21 protein-coding genes and 1 riboswitch are annotated in these 24702 nt (G+C 62.0%); of the genes, 7 read left to right on the top strand and 14 right to left on the bottom strand.

Going from position 1 to position 24702, the window contains the following annotated elements; translation table 11 throughout:
- Nucleotides 1–4: 4 nt before the first annotated feature.
- The 6 genes from OIM99_RS22420 to OIM99_RS22395 form a co-directional block, all read right to left on the bottom strand.
- The gene (locus OIM99_RS22420) at nt 5–439 is read right to left on the bottom strand and encodes a 6,7-dimethyl-8-ribityllumazine synthase (protein ID WP_311852706.1); all 435 of its coding nucleotides are present in this window, start codon (nt 437–439) and stop codon (nt 5–7) included.
- Between the two features lie 65 nt (nt 440–504).
- Nucleotides 505–649: riboswitch (FMN riboswitch) on the bottom strand.
- An 88-nt stretch (nt 650–737) separates the two neighbouring features.
- Nucleotides 738–2063 (bottom strand): Tol-Pal system beta propeller repeat protein TolB, encoded by a 1326-nt coding sequence (gene tolB, locus OIM99_RS22415; protein WP_311852705.1) that lies wholly within the window; start codon nt 2061–2063, stop codon nt 738–740.
- An 82-nt stretch (nt 2064–2145) separates the two neighbouring features.
- A complete protein-coding gene (locus tag OIM99_RS22410) occupies nt 2146–3318 on the bottom strand; it encodes a cell envelope biogenesis protein TolA (protein WP_311852704.1) in 1173 nt (390 codons plus the stop codon).
- Between the two features lie 47 nt (nt 3319–3365).
- A complete protein-coding gene (locus OIM99_RS22405; protein ID WP_311852703.1) occupies nt 3366–3815 on the bottom strand; it encodes a biopolymer transporter ExbD in 450 nt (149 codons plus the stop codon).
- A gap of 9 nt (nt 3816–3824) precedes the next feature.
- Entirely contained in the window at nt 3825–4559 is a 735-nt protein-coding gene (tolQ, locus tag OIM99_RS22400) for a protein TolQ (protein ID WP_311852702.1), read from the bottom strand.
- Between the two features lie 263 nt (nt 4560–4822).
- Entirely contained in the window at nt 4823–5746 is a 924-nt protein-coding gene (locus OIM99_RS22395) for an alpha/beta hydrolase (RefSeq protein WP_311852701.1), read from the bottom strand.
- Between the two features lie 233 nt (nt 5747–5979).
- Between OIM99_RS22395 and OIM99_RS22390 the strand changes: the two genes are divergently transcribed.
- Complete coding sequence (locus OIM99_RS22390) at nt 5980–8304, top strand: xanthine dehydrogenase family protein molybdopterin-binding subunit (RefSeq protein ID WP_311852700.1); 2325 nt, start codon at nt 5980–5982, stop codon at nt 8302–8304.
- 125 nt (nt 8305–8429) lie between these two features.
- On the opposite strand, the gene OIM99_RS22385 is transcribed toward OIM99_RS22390, so the two are convergent.
- From OIM99_RS22385 to OIM99_RS22375, 3 genes are all read right to left on the bottom strand, one after another.
- Nucleotides 8430–9443 carry a hypothetical protein gene (locus OIM99_RS22385; RefSeq protein WP_311852699.1) on the bottom strand — a complete coding sequence of 338 codons (1014 nt, stop codon included), beginning with the start codon at nt 9441–9443 and terminating at the stop codon, nt 8430–8432.
- A gap of 29 nt (nt 9444–9472) precedes the next feature.
- On the bottom strand, nt 9473–10750 hold the full coding sequence (locus tag OIM99_RS22380) for an aromatic ring-hydroxylating dioxygenase subunit alpha (RefSeq protein ID WP_311852698.1): 1278 nt from the start codon (nt 10748–10750) through the stop codon (nt 9473–9475).
- 67 nt (nt 10751–10817) lie between these two features.
- Entirely contained in the window at nt 10818–11588 is a 771-nt protein-coding gene (locus tag OIM99_RS22375; protein ID WP_311852697.1) for an FCD domain-containing protein, read from the bottom strand.
- A gap of 508 nt (nt 11589–12096) precedes the next feature.
- Between OIM99_RS22375 and OIM99_RS22370 the strand changes: the two genes are divergently transcribed.
- The 4 genes from OIM99_RS22370 to OIM99_RS22355 are packed head-to-tail and all read left to right on the top strand — an operon-like array spanning nt 12097 to nt 16036.
- Nucleotides 12097–13014 carry an ABC transporter permease gene (locus OIM99_RS22370; RefSeq protein WP_311852696.1) on the top strand — a complete coding sequence of 306 codons (918 nt, stop codon included), beginning with the start codon at nt 12097–12099 and terminating at the stop codon, nt 13012–13014.
- 55 nt (nt 13015–13069) lie between these two features.
- Nucleotides 13070–13978, top strand: a complete 909-nt coding sequence (locus OIM99_RS22365) for an ABC transporter permease (protein WP_311852695.1) — start codon at nt 13070–13072, stop codon at nt 13976–13978.
- A 7-nt stretch (nt 13979–13985) separates the two neighbouring features.
- Nucleotides 13986–15023, top strand: a complete 1038-nt coding sequence (locus OIM99_RS22360) for an ABC transporter ATP-binding protein (RefSeq protein ID WP_409371548.1) — start codon at nt 13986–13988, stop codon at nt 15021–15023.
- The gene (locus OIM99_RS22355) at nt 15020–16036 is read left to right on the top strand and encodes an oligopeptide/dipeptide ABC transporter ATP-binding protein (RefSeq protein ID WP_311852693.1); all 1017 of its coding nucleotides are present in this window, start codon (nt 15020–15022) and stop codon (nt 16034–16036) included. Before OIM99_RS22360 ends, OIM99_RS22355 begins: the two co-directional genes overlap by 4 nt.
- A gap of 21 nt (nt 16037–16057) precedes the next feature.
- On the opposite strand, the gene OIM99_RS22350 is transcribed toward OIM99_RS22355, so the two are convergent.
- The 3 genes from OIM99_RS22350 to OIM99_RS22340 all read right to left on the bottom strand — a co-directional run bounded on the left by OIM99_RS22350 (nt 16058) and on the right by OIM99_RS22340 (nt 19062).
- On the bottom strand, nt 16058–17701 hold the full coding sequence (locus OIM99_RS22350) for an alkaline phosphatase family protein (RefSeq protein WP_311852692.1): 1644 nt from the start codon (nt 17699–17701) through the stop codon (nt 16058–16060).
- Between the two features lie 66 nt (nt 17702–17767).
- Nucleotides 17768–18181: a thioredoxin fold domain-containing protein gene (locus OIM99_RS22345; RefSeq protein WP_311852691.1), complete on the bottom strand. Its 414-nt coding sequence runs from the start codon at nt 18179–18181 to the stop codon at nt 17768–17770.
- A 74-nt stretch (nt 18182–18255) separates the two neighbouring features.
- Nucleotides 18256–19062, bottom strand: coding sequence for an NAD kinase (locus OIM99_RS22340; RefSeq protein ID WP_311852690.1), 807 nt, complete (start codon nt 19060–19062; stop codon nt 18256–18258).
- Nucleotides 19063–19275: 213 nt separating this feature from the next.
- Between OIM99_RS22340 and OIM99_RS22335 the strand changes: the two genes are divergently transcribed.
- The gene (locus OIM99_RS22335; protein ID WP_311852689.1) at nt 19276–21645 is read left to right on the top strand and encodes a xanthine dehydrogenase family protein molybdopterin-binding subunit; all 2370 of its coding nucleotides are present in this window, start codon (nt 19276–19278) and stop codon (nt 21643–21645) included.
- A 102-nt stretch (nt 21646–21747) separates the two neighbouring features.
- Entirely contained in the window at nt 21748–22467 is a 720-nt protein-coding gene (locus OIM99_RS22330) for a TerC family protein (protein WP_311852688.1), read from the top strand.
- A gap of 3 nt (nt 22468–22470) precedes the next feature.
- Here the strand turns inward: OIM99_RS22330 and OIM99_RS22325 are convergent, their stop codons facing one another.
- Both OIM99_RS22325 and OIM99_RS22320 read right to left on the bottom strand, forming a co-directional pair.
- Nucleotides 22471–23532, bottom strand: coding sequence for a hypothetical protein (locus OIM99_RS22325; protein WP_311852687.1), 1062 nt, complete (start codon nt 23530–23532; stop codon nt 22471–22473).
- A 107-nt stretch (nt 23533–23639) separates the two neighbouring features.
- Nucleotides 23640–24692, bottom strand: coding sequence for an aminopeptidase P family N-terminal domain-containing protein (locus tag OIM99_RS22320; protein WP_311852686.1), 1053 nt, complete (start codon nt 24690–24692; stop codon nt 23640–23642).
- Between the last annotated feature and the right edge of the window lie 10 nt (nt 24693–24702).

The following is a 24702-nucleotide window of genomic DNA, read 5'->3' as shown; positions in this document are numbered from 1 at the left end:
GCTCTCAGGCCGCCAAAGCCTTACGCGTTTCCATGATCATCAAAGCGGCGCGTGCGGCTTCGCGGCCTTTCTCGACGAAATGATCGTGGAAGATGCGCTTGTGGTGATCGCCTTCATGGAAATGATGCGGCGTCAACGCGACCGAGAGGATGGGCACGCCCGTATCGAGGCTGACGCGCATCAGCCCTTCCACCACCGTGCGGGCAACGAAGTCGTGCCGGTAGATGCCGCCATCGACGATCAAGGCAGCGGCTGCCACGGCGGCATATTTGCCTGAGAGGGCGAGATCGCGGGCGACGAGAGGCAGTTCGAAGGCACCGGGCACATCGAAGACATCGACTTGGCTTGAAGGAATGAGTTCGAGAAATCCCTCGAGCGCGCGATTGACGATCTCGGCGTGCCAATTGGCTTTCACGAAGGCAAAGCGGGTGTGTGTCATATGATCTCCTTGGTCGACACGTCACCCAAGGCGATCACGCGCGGCCACGACCCACAGGGTCGCCCGCTCGTTCTCTTTCATCCGGACTGTAACCGTCGGCTCAGGCCTCTCACCTGATCTGCTGACCTTTCCGTTTGGAAAGCGCTCGCGGGCTCGCGGCCAAAGCCGCATACCGCCGGTAGGGATTTTCACCCCGCCCTGAGAACAAATGCAGCTTTGCCAAAGAACGTGCGGATGCACAAGCCAGCTAGCGAGCGCCGGCCCGCATGGCTGTGCTGCAATAAAGGGAGACGGCTGATCAGCTCAGCAGCGGACCCCAGGACGGATCGGAGGCGAAGCTCGGCGTCGGCACGGGGAATTCGCCACGGCCGGTCACGTCGGCCATGAAGATTTTTGCACCGGAGCCTGGATCGCGGAAGAACATCACGAACAGGCCGTTGGGGGCGAAGGTCGGGCCTTCGTTGTGATAGCCCTCGGTGATGATGCGTTCGCCCGAGCCATCGGGCCGCATCACGCCGATGCCGAAGGAGCCGGCGCGCTGGCGGGTGAAGGCGATGAGATCGCCCTTCGGCGACCAGACCGGCGTCGAATAGCGTGCGCCCTGGCTGAAGGAGATGCGCCGCGCGTTACCGCCGCCGGCGCCCATGACATAGATCTGCTGGCCGCCGCCGCGATCGCTTTCAAAGGCGATCTGGCTGCCGTCGGGCGAATAGCAAGGCGAGGTGTCGATGCCGCTCGTGTCGGTCAAGCGCGTGGTGGCGCGCGAGCGCAAATCCATCGCGTAGATATTTGTCGACGAGCCCGACGTCAGCGACATGATGATCTTCTGCCCATCGGGCGAGAAGCGCGGTGAGAAGGTCATGCCGGGGAAATTGCCGACCACTTCACGCTGGCTGGTCTCGACGTTGAGCAGCGTGACCTTCGGATCGCCATTGCCGAAGGACATGAAGGCGACGTCCTGGGAAGAGGGCGAGAAGCGCGGCGTCAAAGCCAGATCCTCGCCGCGCGTCAGATAGCGGACATTGGCGCCGTCCTGGTCCATGACGGCCAGGCGCTTGCGACGGCGTTCTTTCGGTCCGGTTTCGTCGACGAAGACGACGCGCGTATCGAAGAAGCCCTTTTCGCCGGTGATGCGCGAGAAGATGGCGTCGGAAATGATATGGGCGACGCGGCGCGAATTGTTCGGATCGGTGACGAATTGCTGGCCGGCCGCCTGCTGGCCGCTGGTCACGTCCCAGAGGCGGAATTCGGTGCGCATGCGGCCATCGGGGCCGCGTCCCGTGCGGCCGGTGACGACATATTGCGCGTTGATGGTGCGCCAGGCGTCCCATTGCGGCGGCTGATCGGGATTGCTGATCTTCTCGCTAAAGCTGCGCGAATCGACCGGTGCCAGATAGACCGAGCGCCGGAAATTATTGGTCATCACCTGGCTCAGTGCCGGCCCCTGCTGGGCGTCGCCGAGGAAATCGGTGACGGCGATGGAGACCGGTTTGAACTGGCCGCCGCGGATTTCAACTTCGCGCGGCGCCTGGGCGAAAGCACCGGCAAGCGGAAGGGTCGAGAGAGCGGTCGTACCTGCGGCGAGGGCGGTAAAGCGCCGGCGGGAAAGGTGAAAATCATGCATCGAATGTCGATTCCGTTTCAGGCGTGGCGTTTACAAAAACAAACGCGGACTTAAGCGAGGGCGTGAAAGTCATCATGACGCGTCAGTCGGAAGGATCGAAACTGAGCGGCATCTCCTTCCACTGGTCGTAAAAAGGCTCGAAACGCGCGGGGATGCGCATCGGATTGCAGCTTGGATGATTGACGGCGCGCAAGGCGCTGTCGGCGAGCGAGCGTTTCGCCGGATCGTTGGAGGGATTGAGCAGGCGAGGCGCCGCTTCAAGCATGCCGTCGCGGGTGAAGCGCACGGTGATCTTGGGGCGATAGCCGAGCGTTTCGGAATTCGGCGGCTTGCTGTCCCAGCACTGGTCGTATTTGTCCTTGAGGAAGCCGAGGAACTGATCCCACATGGCCGGCGACATACGCGCGGCATTCGCCGTCGCCGAGCCGAGCGAAGCGGTGCGGCTGACCTCGCGGCCAGTGGCGGCGCGCTGGCCGGGTTCCTCGCGCGACAGCAGTTTTGAAATTTCGCCAGGGTTGAGCCGTCGCTGCGGCGGCGCATTTTCGTCGCCCGAACGCGGACGCGCCGGCGGCTTCTTAGCGTCCTCGGCCTTCTGATCGCTCAGCAGGCTGGCGATCTTGTCGGGCTGCAGTTTCGGCTCCGGCTTGGTCTCGGTCTTCACCGGTTGCGGCTTGGACGGCACCGGGCGCTTGGGCGGCTCCGGTGTCGGCGCTTCGACCTTTTTCGGCGGTTCGATCTTGGGGCGCACCGGGGGCTTCGGCGGCTCGATCGCTTCCGCGTCCGGCGGCTTAGGCGGTTCGGGTTTGGCCTCGACCTTGGGTTCGGGCGGGCGTGCCGGCGGCGTCGGCGGTTCGGGCTTGGCCTGTTCGGGTTCCGGCGGCGGCAGGGCGGCCTGGCGCTGCGGCGGGGTCGGCACCGGCGGCGTGTCGTCCTGGCCCGGATCGGGCAGGCGGCGCAGGGGCGGTGGTGGTGTCGGAATATCGATCTGGGCTTCGTGCTCGACGGGTTTGGGCGTCGGCTGGACTATTTCGTCGACCTTGTCGGCCCGCGGCGGCGCGGGTTTCACCTCTTTCGCCGTCTTCTCACCTTTCATGATCTCGCTGAGATCATTGTCGGTGATCACTTCGACGGCGATAGCCTCCTGTGCATCGGTATATTTGGGCGCACCGGAAAACGAGACGAGCGCCGCCAACAGCACGGCGCCATGGACGCTGCTGGAGACGATGATGCCTGGTTCCTTGCGCGAAAACGCCAACGCGGCTTATCTCCTGTCGGTGGCGATGGCGGACATCCGCCGCACCGCTACTTCTTCTCCTGTTCGGTCACCAGCGCGACTTTCTTGTAGCCGGCGGCGGTGATCAGCGACATGACCTCGGCGACGCGGCCGTAGTTCACCCCTTTCGCGCCACGCACATAGATACGCTCATCAAACCCGCCTTTCACGGCAGCCTTGAGGCGATCTTCCAGCTCGGAAATGGCAACGGGCTGGTCCATCAAATAGATTTCGCCCTTCTCATCGATGGCGACGGAGAGCGGTTTCTGGTCGATGTTGAGCGCGGCCGCCTTGGTTTCCGGCAGGTCGATGGGCACGCCCGTGGCAAGCAAGGGCGCTGCCACCATGAAAATGATCAGCAACACGAGCATGACGTCGATGAACGGCGTCATGTTGATTTCCGCCATGGCGCCATAGCGCGGCACGCCGCGCCGTCTGCGTCCGCCCTTCCGTCCAGCTGCTCCGACCGACATTCCCATGGTTTGACCTCAGGCGGCGCGATCGCGTTCGCTGGCGACGTGGTGGTCGATCTGGCGCGACAGGATGGAGGAGAATTCGTCGGCGAAGCTTTCCATACGGGCTTGGGCGCGGGCCACGCGACCTTGCAGCATGTTGTAGAAAATCAGCGCCGGGATGGCGGCGAAAAGGCCGATAGCCGTGGCGAACAGCGCCTCGGCGATGCCAGGCGCAACGACCGCCAGCGAGGTGTTCTTGGAGGCGGCGATCGAGCGGAAGGCAGTCATGATGCCCCAGACAGTGCCGAACAGGCCGACGAAGGGGCCGGCGGAGGCGACGGAGGCGAGCACCAGAAGCTGCGACTCGAGTTTTTCCACCTCACGGGCGATGGAAACATCGAGCACTTTCTCGATGCGCGCCTGCAGACCCATGAAGGCGGAGGAGGCATTGGTGAAGGAGCGTTTCCACTCGCGCATGGCGGCGACGAAGAGCGTGGCCATGGCCGTGGTCGGCGTGGTGGAGAGGGATTGGTAGAGTTCTTCCAGCGAATTGCCGGACCAGAACGAGTCTTCGAACCGATCCATGGCCTTTTCCGTGCTGGAAAAGAGCATGGTCTTGTTGATGATGATGGCCCAGCTCCAGATCGAAGCGGCAAGCAGGCCGAGCATCACGAGCTTGACTACAAAATGAGCGCCCCAGAACATCCCCCATAGCGTCACTTCGACCGGGGCGCCGCTGGCGCCCGACGCCAAATCGGCAGGATTCATCTCGTTCGTCCTCAATCATTGCGGGGGAAGCCCCGCTTCTGCGCCGGGAATCCGACGAAACTAGGGCTCGCGGGGGCAGCCCGCGGGCGGCGGCATTAACCGTTTTAGTTAAGACCCGGTCAGGGTTAATACCTCGTTACAATCAGAGGGATGACAAAGAATGTGAAGTGGTTGGCGGCGAACCGCCGCACGGCCGAGCCGCCAATCGCCTGGCTGGGCGTGACAGGGCCAATCGACGCGCTTGCGCCGCAATTGCTGGGAAATCAGCTAAAAAAATCGCGCAGCAGCTTATTGACCGCATCCGGCACCTCGACTTCCGGCAGGTGGCCGATGCCGTCGAGCTTTTCTATGCGGCCGTTCTTCAAGACCTTGATGAGAATATAGGCATTGTCCTTGCCGGGGTTCACTTTGTCTTCCGTGCCCTGGATCAGGAGTACCGGCATCTGAGCCTTGGCCGCCACCTCCGATGGACTGTAGCCGTTCACCAGGCCGAGCTTCACGCCATGCATGAAACCCTGGGGGCGGGTGGCGCGCACCACGCGCTGCACCTCGGCGATGAGTTCGGGAGAGGCGTTCGGGCCGACGAGGGCCGAGACGCGCGCGCCGAAACCATAGCCGCCCTTGGCGATCTGATTTTCGCGGGTGGCGATGATCTTCGCCTTTGCTTCATCCGTCATGTCGACCGGGCCGATGCCGGTGCCGGTCATCGCCAGTTTCATCACGCGCTCCGGGTAATGCACGGTGAAACATTGGGCTACGCGCGAGCCGAAGGAATTGCCGACGATGTTGACACGATCGATCTTCAACGCGCCGAGGAAGTCCCGCACCGCGTCGGCGAAGTCCTGACAGCTCGGCATCTCCTTGCTGAAACCGTCTGTCAGGAAATAGCCGGGTGCGTTCCAGGCGATGACGCGGTAGCGATCGGACAGGCCTGAGAGCTGGAAGCGCCAGTGCATGGAATTGGCGCCAACGCCGTGCAGCAGAAGCACCACCGGCGCATCGGCGCGGCCGGCTTCCATATAGCTGAAGCGATCGCCTTGATAGTGGGCGCGTGTGGCGGCCGGAATCTCGGCGAATTGAATCTCGGGCAAAGCGGGGAGCTTCATGTGAGCGGGCTCGGTTTGGGCATGGGCAGGCAGGAGGGGCAAGGCGATAAGCGCGAGGCGCGCAAGAAGACGGAACGGCATGAACCCTTCTCCGTGGGCTGGTGTGGGCGTCCCGGTGAACGCCTTGCGGATTTGGCTTTTTGGCAAGCTAACACTCGTGATCCGACCGGCAAAGCCGCCCTAATCCCCTGACTTGTCTGGCTTTCGAACGCCTTTGCCGGAGCTGCAATTGACTTGCGCAGGGTGGCTGGAGAAAGATTGCGCCGGAAAATCAGGCAGAAGGCATATGGCCGGGTGCCCTGGAGGAGAGAAGCGTGAGCAATCGTTCGATCAGAAAATGGGCGGGGCGAATCGAGGATGGTCCGCTGCTGCGTGGTGAGGGCCAATATACCGACGATATGCGTCCGGAACGGGTGGTCTTCGCAGCTTTCGTGCGCTCGCCACATGCGCACGCCAAGATCAAGGGCATCGACACCAGCGCCGCCAAAGCGGCGCGCGACGTGCTCGCCGTTTATACGGCGGATGATTTCGCGGATCTGGGTCTTGGTAGCGTCACCGGTTCGATTCCCTTTCCGGGCAAAGGCGGCAGCATGCCGATCAGCCCGTTCCGTCCGGTTCTCGCCAAAGACAAAGTGATGCATGCCGGCGAACTGGTCGCCATGGTGGTCGCCAAGTCGGAAGCCGCCGCGCTCGATGCAGCCGATCTCGTCAATGTCGACTACGAAGCGCTGACCGCGGTGGTGACGCTCGATCAGGCGCGCGAAGGCAAGACGCAGCTGTTCGCCGAGGCAAAGGGCAATGTCGCCTTCGAATGGGCGGCACCGGCCGATCCCGATGGCGCCAAGAAGCGCGCGCTCGACGAGGTGTTCAAATCGGCCGCCCATGTGGTGAAGGTCGATGTTGCCAATCAGCGCATTTGCGCCGTCTCGATGGAGCCGCGTGCGGCCACCGCGAGCTTCGATGCCAAGTCCGGCCAATATACCATGTGGACGGGCACGCAAGGTGGAGCCGGCATAGCCTTCCAGGTGTCGATGACCATGAAGGTCGATCCGCCGAAAGTGCGCGTCCTCAGCAAGGATGTCGGTGGCGGTTTCGGCATGAAAGCCTCGACCTATGCCGAATATCCGGCGCTTCTGGCAGCCGCCCGCAAGCTCGGCAAACCGGTACACTGGACATCGACACGCGCGGAATCCTTCCTCTCGGACAACCATGCGCGCGATCAGTTCTGGCATGTCGAGTTGGCGCTGAGCCCGCGTGGCAAATTCCTGGGTCTGCGCCTCAAAGGCGCGATGAATACCGGCGCCTATCTCACAGGCGTTGCGGTTCTGGTGCCGACCATTCACATCTCCGGCTGCTTGCCGAGCGTCTATGACATTCCGCAGATCTCGGTGGAGTCGGCGGTTTATCTCACCAACACCGTGCCGACCGGTCCTTATCGCGGCGCGGGTCGTCCGGAAGCCAATTATCTTTTGGAGCGCGCCATCGAAGCCGCGGCGCGTGAACTCAATATCGACCCGGCTGAATTGCGCCGGCGCAATTTCATCAAGCCGGAGCGTCTGCCTTATCAGTCGCCCGTTGGTTCCAAATACGACAGCGGCGACTTCCCTGCTGCTTTCGAGAAGGCGCTGGAAGCGGCCGACTACAAGGGCTTTGCCGCCCGCAAGAAGGAATCGAAGGCGCGCGGCAAGCTGCGCGGCGTCGGCATCGGCTGCTATCTGGAAATTTCCGGCGGCCATTACGAAGAGCCGGCGCGCATCACCTTCGAGAATGGTAAGGCGGTGCTCAGCATCGGGCCGGTGCCGCAAGGCCAGGGCCATGTGACCGTCTTCCGAGAACTCGTCGCCGACCAGCTCGGGCTGGCCGATGACGATATCACGGTGACCTTCGGCGATTCCCATCGCGACGTGCCGGGCTTTGGCGCGGTGGCCTCTCGTTCGGCCATGCTGGTCGGCAGCGCCGTGGCTCAGACCGCCGACAAGGTGCTAGTTAAGGCGCAGGCTGTCGCCAAGACCGTGCTGCAGGCCGGCGATGCCGACGTGCAATATCGTCAAGGCGTGTTCGAGATCGCCAAAACCGGGCGGCGCGTGACGCTGTTCGAAGTGGCCGAACATGCCAAGGAGATGAAGCGCCAGGGCACGATCGAGGAAAATCTCGACACCAACGAAATAGCGCATACGGGGCCGTCGTTCCCCAACGGCTGTCACGTGGCGGAAGTCGAGGTCGATCCCGATACGGGTGCTGTGGAAATCGTGCGCTATACGGCGGTCAGCGATTGCGGCGTCATGCTCAACGAGACGATCGTCGAGGGGCAGATCGAGGGGGGTGTGGTGCAGGGTATCGGCCAGGCGCTGGGCGAATATACCCGCTACGATCCAGCGAGCGGCCAACTGCTCGCAGGCTCGTTCATGGACTATATGATGCCGCGCGCTGACACCGTGCCTAATATCAAGGTGCTGCACAATCCGACGCGCTGCACCACCAATCAGGTGGGCGCCAAAGGTGTCGGCGAAGCCGGCACCACGGGCGCGACACCGACCATCGTCAATGCGATCGAAAATGCCATCGGCGCCAAGAAGCCCTTGCCGCTCATCATGCCGATGACACCGCAGACGGTATGGAAGGCGATGCAGGAAGCCTGAGGGTTTCTGCTCCGCGTATCAATGAACGCCCGCACGGCAACGTGCGGGCGTTTTGCATGGAGGGCGAAGAAAAAGGCGCCGGTTTCCCGGCGCCTTCGGCAGTGCAGTCCCTAATCTGCAATCCCTCAGTGGATGTCCCACCAGAAGAAGCCTTGCGCCGTGCCGGTGCCGGCGGCCGAACGATAGCAGGGCACATAGTCGATCTGGTGCATGGAGACCTTCTCGTCTTCGAGGAAGCCGGCGAGGGTGATCCACGATTTCAGTTCCGACGTGCCGGCCTGAAGGGTCTTCAGCGGAATGGAGGTCAGCCAGTCCTTGTCGCGTTCCTTCAAGGCTTTGATGAAGCGCTGGTCGAAATCCTCGTCGATGGTGAAGTGGGTCATGCCGCCGGAGGCGAACACACCAATCTTCTTGTCGGTCTGGAAGCTGTCGACCGCCTTCTTGACCATCCGGCCGAATTCATAAGCGCGCTTGGCGGACGGCTGGTTCGGCGGGAAGAAGGTGTTTTGATAGATCGGCAGGTTCGGCACCACATTGTCGCGCATCACCTGGCGATAGATGTGGCCGAAGGCGTGGCTCACCGGCGACGTGCCTTTGCTGCCCTTCGGCAAAGACTTGGAGGCGGTTACGTCGAATTCATGCTCGCACAGGGTGCGGATGATATGTTCGCCCAGTTTCGGCATGCCGTCATATTCGACATAGCTCGGCGTGGTGTGCCCAGGCGAACTTTCCTTGATGCCCGGCGGCATGCGGTCGAGATGTTCTTGTGTATGCGGGAAGTTGGCGATCTTGTCGCCGTAGTAGATCATGAAGGGCGGGTTCAACTCGTCGCCGTAAATCTCATGCTGGTCGTTGCCGAAGATGATGGCGACGTCGCAGCCTTTCTCTTCCCACTTGTCGGCGAGCTTGTCCATGGCGACGTGGCAACGATCATGCGCCGACGTCATGCTCGCCATGGTGGACTTCTCATCGAGCTTCTCGCCTTTGCGCAGTTCGACGAGCTGATCGTAGGAATACACGCCATCGCGATAGGGATGCATGTTCTTTTTGTCCGCTGGCAGGCGCAGCACCCACTGCTCGGCGGTCGTGTGCAATTGCGGGCCGTGGGTCGTGGCCATCGCCAGATGAATTTTAGCCATGTCTGTTCTCTCCCTCAGATGATGGTCGGTCAGCCGCCGTAGGGCTGACCGTTTTCGTCGAGACCGACTGCGGTGCGGAAGGCATTCATGACTTCCGGCGGCTGGCCATAGTGCCAGGGGAATGATTGCAGCCGGCGCTTCAGATAGCCGTTGGAGGCCCATTCGGCGCGGGGCACGATATGCTTGAACAATTCCGGCTCGGCGATCGGCAGCGCCACGCATTTGGCCTTTTCCGGATCGCGGATCGTGCCCTTGGCATCGGCACCGGCGGCGACCGCATCGAGTTCCTCGAAGAAGCGGTTGCGGATCATGGCGATGCCGCGATCGCTGGCGCCGAGGTTTTCCTTGGTGCGATCGGACAGGGTGCCCTGACCAACCCAGGCGATGATGTCCTGGTTGATGATGTGGCTGGAAATCCAGCGGCCATCGTCTTTCTTGATCGGTCCATGCCAGGTGTGGATTTCCGGCAGCGGCCGGTTCTGGCTCTCAAGCGGCAGCTTTGTGTAGAACCAGGCGAGCGACAGCGTGTTCTCGTCATCGACGGGCACGCGCCATTCGAAATGGCTGCCGAGATAGAAACCGTTCGGCCACAAAGCGACGCGGCCGGTCAACCACATCGGATGGTCCTCGCCCTGGCCGACGCGCTGGCGGCGATAAGTGAAGCCGTAGTCGAATTCGTCGAACGCCACCTTGAGATGCTTCGCCGCATAAGGGCCGGTCTCGCCGCGCTGACGCAGGCTCCAGTTGTCGTGCATCCATTCGAAATGCACCGGATCGCAGGAGTTCTCCTGGCACTGGAACCAGTTGCAGGGAATGTCGGCGGTGACGATTTCGATGAAGCCCTGGTTCCAGGTGAAGGGTTCCCAGACCGGCAGTTCGGGCGCCGGATCCGGACCCATATAGGTGAAGAGCAGGCCGGCGACTTCGCGCACCGGATAGGCTTTGACCTTGCACCGTTCCTTCATCTTGTTGTTGGGATTGGCGGTGTCGTCGTAAGGCTGTTCCAGCACCTGGCCGGTCTCGCTCATCAGCCAGCCGTGGTAGTTGCAGCGGATGCCGTGCTTTTCGACGAAACCGTAGGACAGGTCGGCGCGCCGATGCGGGCAATGGCGGTCGACGAGACCATAGGTGCCGGACTGATCCTTATAGAGGGTCAGGTTTTCGCCGAGCAGGCGGATCGCCTTCACCGGTTCCTTGTCGAGCGAGGCCGCTGGCGCGAACGGATGCCAATAGCGACGCAGGTAGTCGCCCATCGGCGTGCCAGGCCCGACCTGAGAAATCAGTTTGTTTTTTGCTTCGCTGAGCATGGGCGTTCTCCACAAGTTTATTAGGTTTTGTGCTGGTTCGGGACGCTGCGGTCCGTTGGTTTGGGTTTTAAGGCGGCGACTCGTTTGCCTTGCGCGATCGCGCCAGAAGCGCGCCGATGACCTGCTCGAAATGTTCGCGAATGCCGGCGGCGGCGCTGACAGCATCACGCGCGCGGACGGCAGCCAGCGTCTTCCTATGCCGTTCCAGAACGGTGCGTGCTCGGGCCGGCGTGTGGCTGCGCAGAATGGCTTTCGACGACACGTGCCGCAACGCATGGAATTGCGCCAGCAGGGCACGATTGTGCGAAGACCTGATGAGCTGCAGATGGAAGTTCAGGCTTTCGCGCGCGAAGCCTTCTTGATCGTCGACGGCGGCGGCGCAGCGTTCGAATTGCGCATCCAGCGCGGCGAGATCGTCAGCATCGGCATTCTCGGCGGCGAGTTCGGCGGCGCGCATTTCGGCGCCCATCTGCGCATCGAAAACTTCTTTCTCGGTAATGCCAGCCAGCATCAATTGCACGGCGAGCGCATCGGCGAATCGTTCCGGATTGGGTTCGGCGACGCGAACGCCGCCTGACTTGCCAACCTTGACGTAGACAATGCCGTTGGCTTCCAGAATGCGCAGCGCATCACGCAGCGTGATGCGGCTGACGCCGAATTCCTGGCTGAGGCTGCTTTCCGTTCCCAGAAAATCGCCCGGCTTTAATTGGCCGTCGAACAAACGCTGTCTGATTTGACTGACGATTTCCGCCGAAGCCGTCGACGCGCGCACCTGCAGCCAGCGGCCCGAGCCGTAGCTGGGTCGATCATCCGACTGGATAGGAAAAGGTACGCTCATGGTTTTACGGGCCTCCTAGTTCGCGCTGTCTTGCCGGCATCGGATTGTACTGTCGAGTGTGATTCCACCTCAACGGACCTCCTTGCCTGCCCCCACAAACTAGGCTAACTAGATAATCATTAGCTCATAACCTAGCCCATTCGGAACAACCGGGCAAGGTGGACATGCGAGCCGACCGGCGGCGGGACCAAGGGGATGGTCCTGACGGCGCCGGATTGGTGTGTGGTCGAGGGAAGGGAAGGCATGCTGCGTCTTGGGATGAGGAAGCGACAGCCGGAGCGCGCGCCACGTGTCGTGGGCCGCGCACCATGGACCGAACTCTTATGATCAATGCTGACGTTGGATGCGCACAGCCGTGACGCCTGACTGCAATTGCTCTAATTTGAGTTCCAGCTTCGCGACTGACTTCTAAGCGCACTGACAGCCAAGAATGAATAAGCGGTGCATCGCGTGAGGTGCCGCCATCGAAGGAAACGACCGCAATGAAAATGCACAGGAGCGGCGGCCCATGCTGAGGTTTTTTGTGAGGCGCTTGATCATCGCGCTTTGCGTGGCGATCACCGTATCGATCATCGGCTTCAGCCTCTTGCGTCTGTCGGGTGATCTGGCGTCCGTGCTCGCCGGCGAAAATGCCTCGCCCGAAGACATCGCGCGCATTGCCATGAATTATGGCCTCGATCGGCCGTTCTACATTCAATATCTCGATTGGGTGACGAGCGCTTTGCGTGGCGATCTCGGCCGTTCGCTGTTCACCAGCGAGCCGGTGTCCGAACTGATCATGGATCGCATCGGTGTTACCGGCGGGCTTGCGATTTCGGCGCTGATCCTGGCGCTTCTGGTGGCGGTGCCATTGGGCGTTCTGGCGGCGGTGAAGGCCAATACCTGGTGGGATCGTGCTGCGCTGATCTTCTCGGTGGCAGGGCAGGCGACGCCGAACTTCTGGCTGGCGCTGATTTTCATCTTGGTCTTCGCCGTGCAGTTGCGATGGGTGCCGGTGTCGGGATCGGGATCGATCGCTCACTTCATTCTGCCGGTGGTGACGCTCGCCGTCTCGATCATGCCCTCGACCATGCGGCTGACGCGCGCCGGCATGATGGAAGTTCTGTCATCCGATTACGTACGTACGGCCCGCGCCAAAGGGCTGTCGCCGTTCAAGGTGTTGTTCAAGCATGCGCTGCGCAACGCCATCCTGCCGGTGGTGTCGCTGGCGGCGGTGCAGCTCGGCTTCCTGCTCGGTGGGTCGGTCATCGTCGAATCGATCTTCGCCCTGAATGGGATTGGCTATCTGGCCTTCCAATCGATCGTTCGGGTTGATTTCCCGGTCGTACAGTCGATCCTCGTCTTCTTGTCGTGCGCTTATATCGTGCTGACTCTTCTGTCCGACCTGATCAATGCGAAACTCGATCCTCGCGTGCAACTGCGATAGCGGCAATAGAGATAGATAGGCAATAATGATGTCTACAATCGTGACGAGAACTGCCGTGAGTGGTGCGGCTCCCGCAAGCCGGAGCGACGAATTCGATACGCTCGCGCCGTCGCCGAAGGCTTTGATGCGCAAGCGCGCGAGAGGGCATGTCGGCCTCATCATCGGCACCACGATCATCACGGTGATCGTGCTGATGGCCGTGTTCGCGCCGCTGATCGCCCCTTACGATCCCTATGCGCAGGATCTGAGCCGCCGCCTCATCGATCCGGTGTGGGGTGCCAAAGGAACGTGGGATAATATTTTTGGCACTGATGCGCTGGGTCGCGACGTGCTGAGCCGGTTGATCTATGGCGCGCGAATTTCGCTGCTTGTCGGTTTCACCGCGGCGGTGATCGCCGGCATCATCGGCACGGCGCTTGGCATTCTCGGCGGCTATTACGGCGGCAAGGTCGATGCTTTCGTCGTCTATCTGATCAACGTCAAACTGGCGCTGCCGGTCATTCTGGTGGCGCTGTCGGTGTCGTCGATCTCCGGCGGTTCGATCATGGCGCTGATCATTCTGCTCGGCTTCCTGACGTGGGACCGATATGCGGTGGTGACTCGTTCGATGACGCAGCAGATGCGCGAGCGCGAATTCATCATGTCGTCGAAGGCGGCGGGCGCTTCGAACAGCCGCATTCTGTGGCGCGAAATTCTGCCCAATCTGATGAACCAGGTCATCATTATCGCTAGCCTCGACATGGCGCTGATCATCCTGGTCGAGGCGGCTCTGTCCTTCCTCGGTCTTGGCATTCGTCCGCCAACCCCGTCGTGGGGCCTCATGGTGTCGGAAGGCCGCGCCGTGATGTTCTTCAAACCCTATCTGATCATGATCCCTGGCGCCGCCATCTTCCTTTTGGTGATCGCCATCAACATGGCCGGCGACGGCATCCGCGATGTCACGTCACCTGAAGGTCGGGGGTAAGTTAGAGATGAGCGGATTGTCCTCTTCCAGTGACGCGCCGGTTCTCGTCGTCGATGGGATGAATGTCGATATCGCCGTGCCAGCCGGTGCGCTGCATGCGGTGTCCGATGTTTCCTTCTCCGTTCGCCCAAAGGAAACGCTTTGCCTGGTGGGCGAATCGGGCTGCGGCAAGACCATCACGTCTTTGGCGCTGATGCGGCTTCTGCCGCGCACGGCGACATTGACAGCGCGCAAGATCGCCTTCGAAGGTCATGACCTCGCCAAGATCAGCGAGCGCGAGATGGCGCGTCTGCGCGGTTATCGTATCGGCATGATCTTCCAGGATCCGATGACCTCGCTGAACCCGGTCTATACGATCGGCAATCAGCTCGAAGAGGTCTATCTGCGCCATCATCGCGGTGCGTCACGCAAGCAGGCGCGCGAGCGGGCGGAATATCTGTTGAGCCGCGTCGGCATCATCAATGCCGGCCAGCGCCTGGGGCAGTTTCCGCACCAGCTCTCGGGTGGTCTGCGCCAGCGCATGATGATCGCCATGATGCTGATGTGCGAACCGGCTTTGATCATCGCCGATGAGCCGACGACGGCGCTCGACGTGACGGTTCAGGTGCAGATCCTGCAATTGCTGCGTGGCCTGCAGGACGAGTTCAACATGGCGATGATCCTCATCACCCACAATCTTGGTGTCGTTGCGCGCACCGCCGATCAGGTGGCGGTGATGTATGCCGGACGCGTGGTCGAACAGGGCAGTGCCGAAGACGTTTTCCACAATCCGGCGCATCCCTATACGCGGGGCCTGATGGAGTGCATGCCCAAGCACGGCCAGGCGGCCTCCATGGGGCGGCTTGGCTCCATCCCGGGCATCGTGCCGTCGCTGGTCGGTAATCAGCGCGGGTGCAGTTTCCGCAATCGGTGTTCCTTGCAAATGCCCTCCTGTCATGAAGGTCAGATCGATCTGCGCCCGGCGCGCGGCGATCATCTCTATCGTTGCCTGCTTGAGCCGGGCGCGACGAAACCCCGCCCTGTATCCCTTGGGAGTGCGGCATGAGCGCGCTGGCGATGAAAGAACGGCCTCAGGTGGCGACGGCGACCGAGCCTCTGGCGTTTGAAACCCGCGATCTGAGCAAGGTGTTTCACATCGGCCGCAAATGGTATGCGGGCGGCCAGCCGCTGCGCGCCGTCGATGGCGTGTCGCTGTCGCTGCGACGCGGCGAGGTGCTGGCGATCGTCGGCGAATCCGGCTGCGGCAAGACCACGCTGAGCCGCATGATGCTGGGCTTGCAGCCGCCGTCTTCCGGCGAGATTTTCGTCGGTGGCGAGCCGCTGACCAATGTCGATCGCAAGGTCTTCGCGCGGCGCGTGCAGCCGGTCTTTCAGGATCCCTATTCGTCGCTCAATCCGCGCAAGACCATCGGCGAGATCATCCGCGATCCGTTGCTGATTCATAACATCGGCACAGCCAAGGAACAGGTCGCCGAAGTCGAGGCGATGATGGAGCGGGTGGGTCTGGCCCGCCGCTTGATCCATTCCTATCCGAGCCAGCTTTCGGGTGGCCAGCGGCAGCGCGTCGCCATCGCGCGGGCGCTGATCATCAAGCCCGAAATCATCATCTGCGACGAGCCGACCTCGGCGCTCGACGTGTCGGTGCAGGCGCAGATTCTCAATCTGCTCCAATCGCTGCGCGAACAGATGAACCTGACCTATCTGTTCATCAGCCACGATCTTTCGGTCGTCGAATATATGTCCGACTATGTTGCCGTCATGTATCTCGGCCGTATCGTCGAGGCCGGGCCGACCGCCGAAGTGATGAACGCGCCACGCCACCCCTATACGCGGGCGCTGATGAAATCGATCCTAACGCCGGAGCCGGGGCTCGGTCTGCCGGATATCCATCTCGGCCGCGGTTTCCCCGATCCACTGAATCCGCCGTCAGGCTGTCGCTTCCATCCGCGTTGCATCGACGCAATGGACAAGTGCTCGTCGGTGGTGCCCCGCACGTTGACCGACGGCGAAAAGATCATCGAATGCCATCTGCACGATCCGGACATGGCCAAGGCTTGAAGACTGACGCGTGGAAACGCGTCAGTTCTTACCGCGATAAGCGCTCCAGAGTTCTTCCGGAATTTCGCTTTCGTCCCAGACGCCGATGAGAATGCCGCGGCGCATGGAGCGGCTGCGGCCGGCATTGACGCGGCTTTCCGACACGGTGACGCGCTGGGAGATGCGCAGACCCCAGGCATTCAGCGCGGCCATCAGGCGCTGGCGCTCGCTCTCATGGGCGGGGTCGGCGCCGAGATCCTTCAATTCCTGCGGATCGTTCTCACGGTCGAACAGCATGGGGCGGAAGCCTGGCGCGTGCATCAGCTTCCAGCGCGCATCGGCGATCATGAACAGGGACGTATCCTTGAAGGCCACGCCCAGCCGCTGTGCCGCCTGAGTCATCGAATAATCATATTCGCTGATGGTGAATTCGCGCCACGTCTCCGGCTTGCCGCCGCGCAGCAGCGGCATCAGCGAGCGGCCTTCGAGGCGCTGGGCATGGTCGCTGGCCTTGCCACCAGCGGCATCGATGAAGGTCGGTAGCAGATCGATCGCTTCGACCAACGCCGGGCAAGTGGTGCCGCGCGCCACATCGGCTTCACGTGAGGGATCGTAGATGATCAGCGGCACGCGCACGCTGGCGTCATGGAACAGATCCTTCTCGCCCAGCCAATGATCGCCGAGATAATCGCCATGGTCCGAGGTGAGAACGATCAGGGTATTGTCCATCAGACCGCGCTGCTTCAGGAAGGCGAAGAGGCGCCCCATCTGATCGTCGATCTGTTTGATGAGCCCCATATAAACGGGGATGATCTCTTCGCGCACTTCATCGCGGGCAAAGGTCTGCGACACGCGATGCTGCATGAACTCGCGATAAACCGGTTGTGGATCGATCTTTTCGCTGTCGGCGCGCACGACAGGGATGATGTCGTCCTTGCCATACATGGTGTTATACGGCGCCGGGGCGATATAGGGCCAATGCGGTTTGATGAAGGATAGGTGCAGGCACCACGGCGCATCGCCGGCTTCGGTGATGAAGTCCATGGCGCGGCCGACCATATAGGGCGTCTCTGAATCGGCTTCTTCCACGCGTGCTGGCTTGCGGGCGTGGCGCATCGCCCAACCGGAAGCCAACGTGCCGTCCTCGTTCTCGCCGGCATTGGCATAGTCATGCCAGGGATTGTCGCCGCCGTAGCCTTTCTGATTGAGATATTGATTGTAGCGGCACACGCGCTCGTCATAGGCGCCATCGGGGCCGATGGCCCAGAGGCCGTCGTCGCGCTCATAAGGATCGAAGCCGCATTCGGCGGTGCGCACGCCGATGGTCGATTGCGGGTCGATGCCGAGACGCTGCATGGTCTCCTTGTCGGGTGTCATATGGGTCTTGCCGACGAGGGCCGCCTGCATGCCAAGGGGCCGCAGATAGTCGCCCATGGTCATCTCGCCGACACGCAGCGGAAAGCCATTCCAGGAGGCGCCGTGCGATTGCATGTAACGGCCGGTGTAGGTCGACATGCGTGAGGGGCCGCAGACCGGCGATTGTACATAGCAATGGGTGAAGCGGACGCCGCGTGCGGCCAGTGCATCGATATTCGGCGTTTGCAGCTTGGGATGGCCGTAGCAGGACAGATAATCCCAACGGAGCTGGTCGCACATGATGAACAGGATATTCTTCGCTGCGGCCACGCTTGTTTCCCTCCACTGGTTGCACCGACGCGCTACCAGTAGCCCGGCGAGATCGAAACAGAAAGGCTAGTGCGAAGCCGTGGGATCCGGCGTCGTCGTCGGTGCCGGTTCCGAGGCGGGCGTGGTGGGCGCTGGAATGTCGGCCGTGCGCTGGGTCATCAGGCCCCAGAAGGATTCATCGTTGGCATAGCCCTCGATGCGGCCGGTCTCGCGGCCATTCACCGAGACGACGAAGGTCGGCGTGAAAATCACCGGGCCGTTCAACGTCACGCCATAGGCTTTCTTATCGCTGATCTGCACGCGGCGCAGCGGCGCTTTGGCGCCGATATCGGACTTGGGATAGATCGGCCCAATTTCGCGATTCCACTTGGCACAGAAAGGGCAGCCCGGCTGTTCGAACATGATCAGTTCAGCCTCCGCCGCCGCCAGCGGCGCGGGGGCGAGAGCGAGCAATAAGGCTGTGGCTAAAATACGGATCATAACTGGTATATAGGGGCTGGCGCGCCCTTTGGCGAGACGCCCTGCCTAAAAGCAGCCTTCACGATCTGTTGCGCTCAATAACCGAACTGTTCGCGCAGGATGCGCTCGGCCAGGGAATGACCGGGATCGTGCAGAATCACGACGCCGGTGGCGTGATCCATCGCGATTTCGACCCGTGCCACTTCGCGAATCTCGAAATGATCGGCGACGGCGGCGACAGGCCGCTTCTCCGCTTCGAGAATCTCCACCGTGACCTGCGCCCGGTCCGGCAGCAGCGCGCCGCGCCAGCGTCGCGGCCGGAAGGCGGAAATGGGCGTCAATGCCATCAGATTGGTGTCGAGCGGCAGAATCGGGCCGTTGGCGGACAGGTTATAGGCGGTCGATCCGGCGGGGGTCGCGACCAGCACGCCATCGGCGACGAGTTCGGCCAGCCGCTCCTTGCCATCCACCGACAGGCATAGTTTGGCGGCCTGATAGGATTGGCGCAGCAGCGACACTTCATTGATGGCGCGGGCGGTCGCGGTCTTGCCGGCCGTGGTGGTGGCGCGCATCACCAGGGGGTGAATCGTGCTGGCATGGGCGTTGGCAAGGCGTTCGCGCAGATTATCGCCATGGAATTCGTTCATCAGAAAGCCGACGGTGCCGCGATTCATGCCGTAGATCGGCTTTGGCGAATCCATGAAGCGATGCAGGGTTTGCAGCATCATGCCGTCGCCGCCGAGGGCTACGATGACATCGGCGTTTTCCGGCTCGCTGTTGCCGTAGCGCGGCACCAGCAGCGCCAAAGCGGCGTCGGCCTCGGCGGTGCCGGCGGACAGAAAGGCGATCCGTTCGAAACGGCGGTCGGAACCGTCGGCTGTACCCATGACCGTCGCATTCATGATGTTCCTCTGGCGTTCTTCGCAGGAACCGGGTTGTGGGCGCACTCATACAAGCTACGGTTTCGCGGCGAAAGGGGCTGAAACGCACGCTTTTGGGTGGCCGCCATGCGGTTTAAGGGCTTGCGGAATAGTCGTTTGCGGGGTTTTATCGGCGCGCTTAGAGGGCCGGAGACCGCCCCTTTTCCCCAAATCATGTCTGAGGATTGTGTCCCCATGAACGTCCGTGTCGATGAAGAAGCTCTGGCGACGATGAAATTCGGTGTCGGCCAGGCTGTGAAGAGGGCGGAAGACCCTCGACTGGTGCGCGGCGAGGGACAGTATACAGACGACGTCAATCTGAAGGGTCAGGCCTATTGCGCCATGGTGCGCTCGACGCAGGCCCATGGCGTGATCAAGGGCATCGACATTTCTGCCGCCAAGGACATGCCTGGCGTGCTGGCGATCTATACCGGCGAAGACCTGCGGAAGGCCGGCTACAAGCCGATGCCTTATCGCGTCAACATGCAGGGGCGCCCCGGCACGGAAATGATCAAGCCGCAACGCTATGCGCTGGCGATGGACAAGGTGCGCTTCGTCGGTGATGCAGTCGCTTGCGTCATCGCCGAAACGGCGGTGCAGGCGCAGGATGCGGCGGAAGCGGTGGTCGTCGATATCGAAACACTGCCGGCGGTGATCGAAATGCGCGATGCGGTGAAGCCGGGTGCGCCGCAGCTCTATGACGAAGCGCCTAATAACATCGCCTTCGACTATACGTTCGGCGACAGCGCCAAGGTGGCCGAGGCTTTCGCCAAGGCGGCGCATGTCACCAAGATGAGCCTCGTCGACAGCCGCATCGTCATCAATGCGATGGAGCCGCGCGCCTGCGTCGCCGAATATGATCGCAAGAGCGAGCGGTTCACTTTGTACGCCCCGACCCAGGGCGTGATGGGTTCGCGCGCTTCAGCGGCCGAGATGATGAACGTGCCGGCGGAGAAGGTGCATTTCATTGCCACCAATGTCGGCGGTTCCTTCGGCATGAAGGGCGCGATGTTCCCCGAATATGTTTGCTCCATGCACGGCGCGCGCGAACTCGGCCGGCCGGTGAAATGGACCGACAAGCGGTCCGACAGCTTCCTCTCGGACCATCACGGCCGCGCGCAGGAGTTCGATCTCGAACTGGCGCTCGACAAGGACGGGACGTTCCTGGCCGTGCGCGCCACGGGCTTTGGCGATCTCGGCGGCTATATGACGATGATCGGGCCGCTGTTCTCGACCTTCAACATCGCCAAGCATCTCAACTCCTGCTACCGCACGCCGCTGATCGAGGTGAACACGCTCTGCGTCTTCACCAATACGGTGCCGGTCACGGCCTATCGCGGCGCCGGCCGGCCGGAAGGCAACTATTACATGGAGCGGCTGATCGATAATGCGGCCGCTGAAATGGGCATCGATCCGGTGAAGCTGCGGCGCAAGAATCACATTCAGCCGAAGCAGATTCCCTATAAGTCGCCGACGGGCTCCGTCTATGACAGCGGCGATTTCCCGGCCATTCTCGACAAGGCCTTGGTGCTGTCGGATTGGAAGGGCTTCGCGGCGCGCCGTAAGGAAGCGGCGAAGCGCGGCAAGCTGCGCGGCCGCGGCATCGGCCAGTTCCTCGAAGTGACAGCGCCGACGATGAATGAATTGGCCGGCGTGCATTTCGAGAAAGATGGATCGGTGACTTTGCTCACCGGCTCGCACGATCACGGCCAGGGCCATATCACCACCTTCGCACAGGTGCTGACGCAGCATCTCGGCGTGCCGTTCGAGAAGATCAAGGTGATGCAGACCGATTCCGATCGGTTGAAAACCGGCACCGGCACGGGCGGTTCGAAATCGCTGATGTGTTCGGGCACGGCCATCGTCGAGGCCAGCGCCAAGATCGTCGAAACCGGCAAGGCGGTGGCTTCGCACCTGCTCGAAGCCAATGTCGCCGACATCGACTTCAAAGCCGGCCAGTTCTCGATCGCCGGCACCGACCGTTCGATCTCGATCATGGAAATGGCGCAGAAGCTGAACGACGGGGTCAAGCTGCCGGGCGATGCACCCAAGACGCTCGACATCGATCACGTCGGCACGGCGGGTCCCGCGACCTATCCGAACGGTTGTCATATTTGCGAGGTAGAAATCGATCCGGATACGGGCGTCGTTCAGATCGTCAAATATTCCATGGTCGGCGATTTCGGTGTGACCGTGAACCCGATGATCGTCGAGGGTCAGGTGCAGGGCGGCGTCGTGCAGGGCGCCGGGCAGTGCTTGGTCGAGCAGACCGTCTATACGGAGGATGGCCAGCTCGTCACCGGCTCCTTCATGGACTATGCGATGCCGCGCGCCGATATCGCGCCGTTCTTCGTTTACGAGGATGCGTCGATCCCGGCGACGACCAATCCGCTGGGTGTCAAGGGTTGCGGCGAAGCCGGTTGCGCCGGTTCGCTGACCTCGATCATGAATGCGATCCTCGATGCGCTGCGCAGCGAATATGGCATTACCAACATGGACATGCCGGCGACGCCGCATCGGGTGTGGCAGGCGATTCAGGACGCCAAGAAAGCCAAGGCCGCCTGAACCGGCGTCTTCATTGCTGAAACCTGTGAATGCCGGTTGCGGATGACCCTCCGCAGCCGGCATTATGCTGTTCCGCCTATCGCGTCGCCTGGAGGAAATTGAATGGCCATGCTCTCCGACCCCGCCATGTGGGCGGCGCTTCTGACCCTGACGGCGTTGGAGATCGTGCTTGGCATCGACAATCTGATTTTCCTGTCGATCACGGCGGATCGGCTGCCTGTGCATCAACAGGCGTTCGCGCGGCGGCTTGGCCTGTCACTCGCTTTGATCATGCGCCTGGGGCTCTTGGCCTCCATCGCCTGGATCGCCGGGCTCGTGGCGCCGGTTTTTGAAGTCTATGGCAAAGCGTTTTCCTGGCGCGATCTGATCCTGATCGCCGGCGGTCTGTTTCTGCTCTACAAGGGCACGATCGAAATCCACGAACAGATCGAAGGGCCGCACGAGAGTGCGACCGCCGGCCAAGTGGTGCGCACGACCTTTGCCAGCGCGATCCTCTCCATCGTCGTGCTCGACATCGTGTTCTCGCTCGACAGCGTCATCACCGCCGTCGGCATGGCCGACAATTTCTGGGTGATGGCGACGGCCATTGTCATCGCGGTCATCGTGATGCTTGTCGCCAACGGGCCGGTTTCGGCGTTCATCAACAAACATCCCACCGTTAAAATGCTGGCTTTGTCATTCTTGATCCTGATCGGCATGGTGCTGGTGGCGGATGGCTTTGGCATGCACGTGCCCAAGGGCTTCGTCTATGCGGCGATCGGCTTCTCCATTCTGGTGGAGGCGCTCAACATGGCGGCGCGGCGCAATCGTCAGAAGGGATGAGCTTCAACGTTCCTTACGACCGCCGAGATCGCGATAGTGGGCGATTAGTTCGGGCGTGATACGCTCGGCCAGCGCCTTGATCGCGGTTTCGATCGTCTCGCCGGAGAGGGCTTCGCCGGGCGAGAGATCGGCGCGCGCCATATCGCCTAAAAACTCGCGATCGTCGGTCATCGCCATGAAGGCTTCGCGCAGGCTCGCCATCTGTTCGGCGGGAATGCCGGGTGGTCCCACCAGCATCAGGCCGAAACTATCGAGCGCGATCGTCAGGGCGAGGAGATCCTGGTGCGATGGCGGTACCACGTCTTGCAGCAAGGGCAGGCCGGCGATGACGGGGCGGGTTTGCAGCAGCGGAATGATGACGCCCTTGCGCTGCAGGTCGGCGCGACGGGTCACGGAATCCTCGCTGAGGAAAAAACCGGTGGCTTCGCCGGATTCCACCGCGATGAGCATACGTGCCGTCGAGCCGTAGCCCAGCACGGCTTCCACCGGAATGCCGATCTGCGCCAACAAGCGCGGCACCATGGCCGTGGACGTCCCGGCGGCGATGGCAGCGAGCGGCAGCGGCTTGGTGCTGCGCTTCAAGTCCTCGAAGGTCTTGATGCCGCTGTCGGCGCGCACGAACAAGAAGGCCGGCGTGACGCCGCTCGAGCCGATGAAGCTGAAGCGGGTTGGATCGAAAGTAACACCGGGGCTTTTGACGAGGCCTTCGACGAACCAGCTTCGTCCCGGCAGGGCCAGGGTCAGCCCGTCCGGCGGTACGCGCTTTTCGAGATAATTGGCGGCGACGACCCCGCCGGCCCCTTCCATGCTCTGGATGATGATTTCGGGCCAGCCGGGGAGGAACCGCCACAGGTGGCGCTGCATGACCCGAGCTGTGGAATCGATGCCGCCGCCGGCGCCAAAGCCAGCGATGAGCGTGATGGTCTTGCCCTTGTAGAACGGGTCCGCAGCCGATGCTCTGGAGAGGGGAAGAGCCTGCAAGATCAATGGTATGAGGATAAGCGCCAGGACCCGCCATGGCGCGCGCCAGGATGGCAAAAGAATGCCTGGCCAAAACCCCCGCATGCGTTTCTCTCACTACGCCGTCGGCCTACCGGCCGGTCTTATGGCACGCATGATAACGCCAAGCCAATGTTTGAGGCCAGTGGCAGAGATACGGGGTTGGGGATCAACTAACCGACAAGGCGGGCGCCGAGCCAGCGGGCACCGTTCAGCGACAGTTCGATATTGAGCACGAAAGGTGCCTGGCGCTGCCAGTTTTCCTCCGAACCGGCGGAGGCGGCGACGCCGCTCAACGGGCTGCTGCCGGCCGGCTGTTCGGCGAGCCAGCTTTCCACCCGCAGGTCCGGCCCGGTGAAATGGCCGGCGATGGCTTTGGCCAACGAGCCTTCGGTCGGCGGCTGGAAGCTTGCCAGCAATGCGTCGGCCGCGGCGAAGCGCGGCACAAGGTTGGCATCGCGGGTGAAGGAGCGGGTGCGGCGTACCCAAGTGGCTTTATAGGCAAGCGACGAGCGCACGGCGAAAGTCTGGCCGAGGGCGCCGGCCGTATCCGTTCGCTGGAATCGCGCCGATGTTTGCAGATCGGGCGCGACCGTGGCGAAACACTCTTCCGCGCCGCCCAGGCGGGCATGTTCGTCGCAAGGTGCAAGGGCTTGCTGGGCATTCGCGGCCTTGGCGTCGATCGCGGCCAATCCCGTTTCGGCCAGGCGATCGGCATGGGCGAGCAGGCCACGCTCGGCCGTATCGACATGAGCGCGGGCTTTGGCGAAAGCCGCAGTGCCGTCGACGAGTTCGACGCCAGGGATGTTTTCGAGGAACGTCTTGGCGTGGCCGGCGGGAAAATCGTCGAGTTCGAGAATTGCGATACGCTTGGTTTTATTTTGCCCTGCGTTTTGGGCGATGTGCTGGGCAATCAGCAAAGCCGGCTTTGGTGTGGTCTGCACCTGGCCGATCGGCATGACCGAGCCGATCCATTCGGCAACGCGCTTCGACAAGGCGGTGGCGAACAGGGGCGTGCCGGTGGCCGGCACATAAAACAGGCCTTCGTTCCAATAAGGTTGGAAGCCGCTGAGCCAGGCGACGGCGGCGCCTTTGGCGATATTGGTATAGGCGACGAATCCGTCGCAGCCGATGGCCTGCACGGCCTCACGCAGCAAAGCCACACGCGTTTCGAGCGCCGCGCGCGGCAACTCCTGCTCATCCCATGCCATCAGGCCGCGACGCATCTGATCCTCA

The sequence above is a fragment of the Methylocella sp. CPCC 101449 genome, from assembly GCF_031921685.1.
Lineage (GTDB): Bacteria > Pseudomonadota > Alphaproteobacteria > Rhizobiales > Beijerinckiaceae > Terripilifer.
The sequence above is the reverse complement of the archived record's forward strand: the minus strand, read 5'-3'. Positions and strand labels throughout refer to the sequence as shown.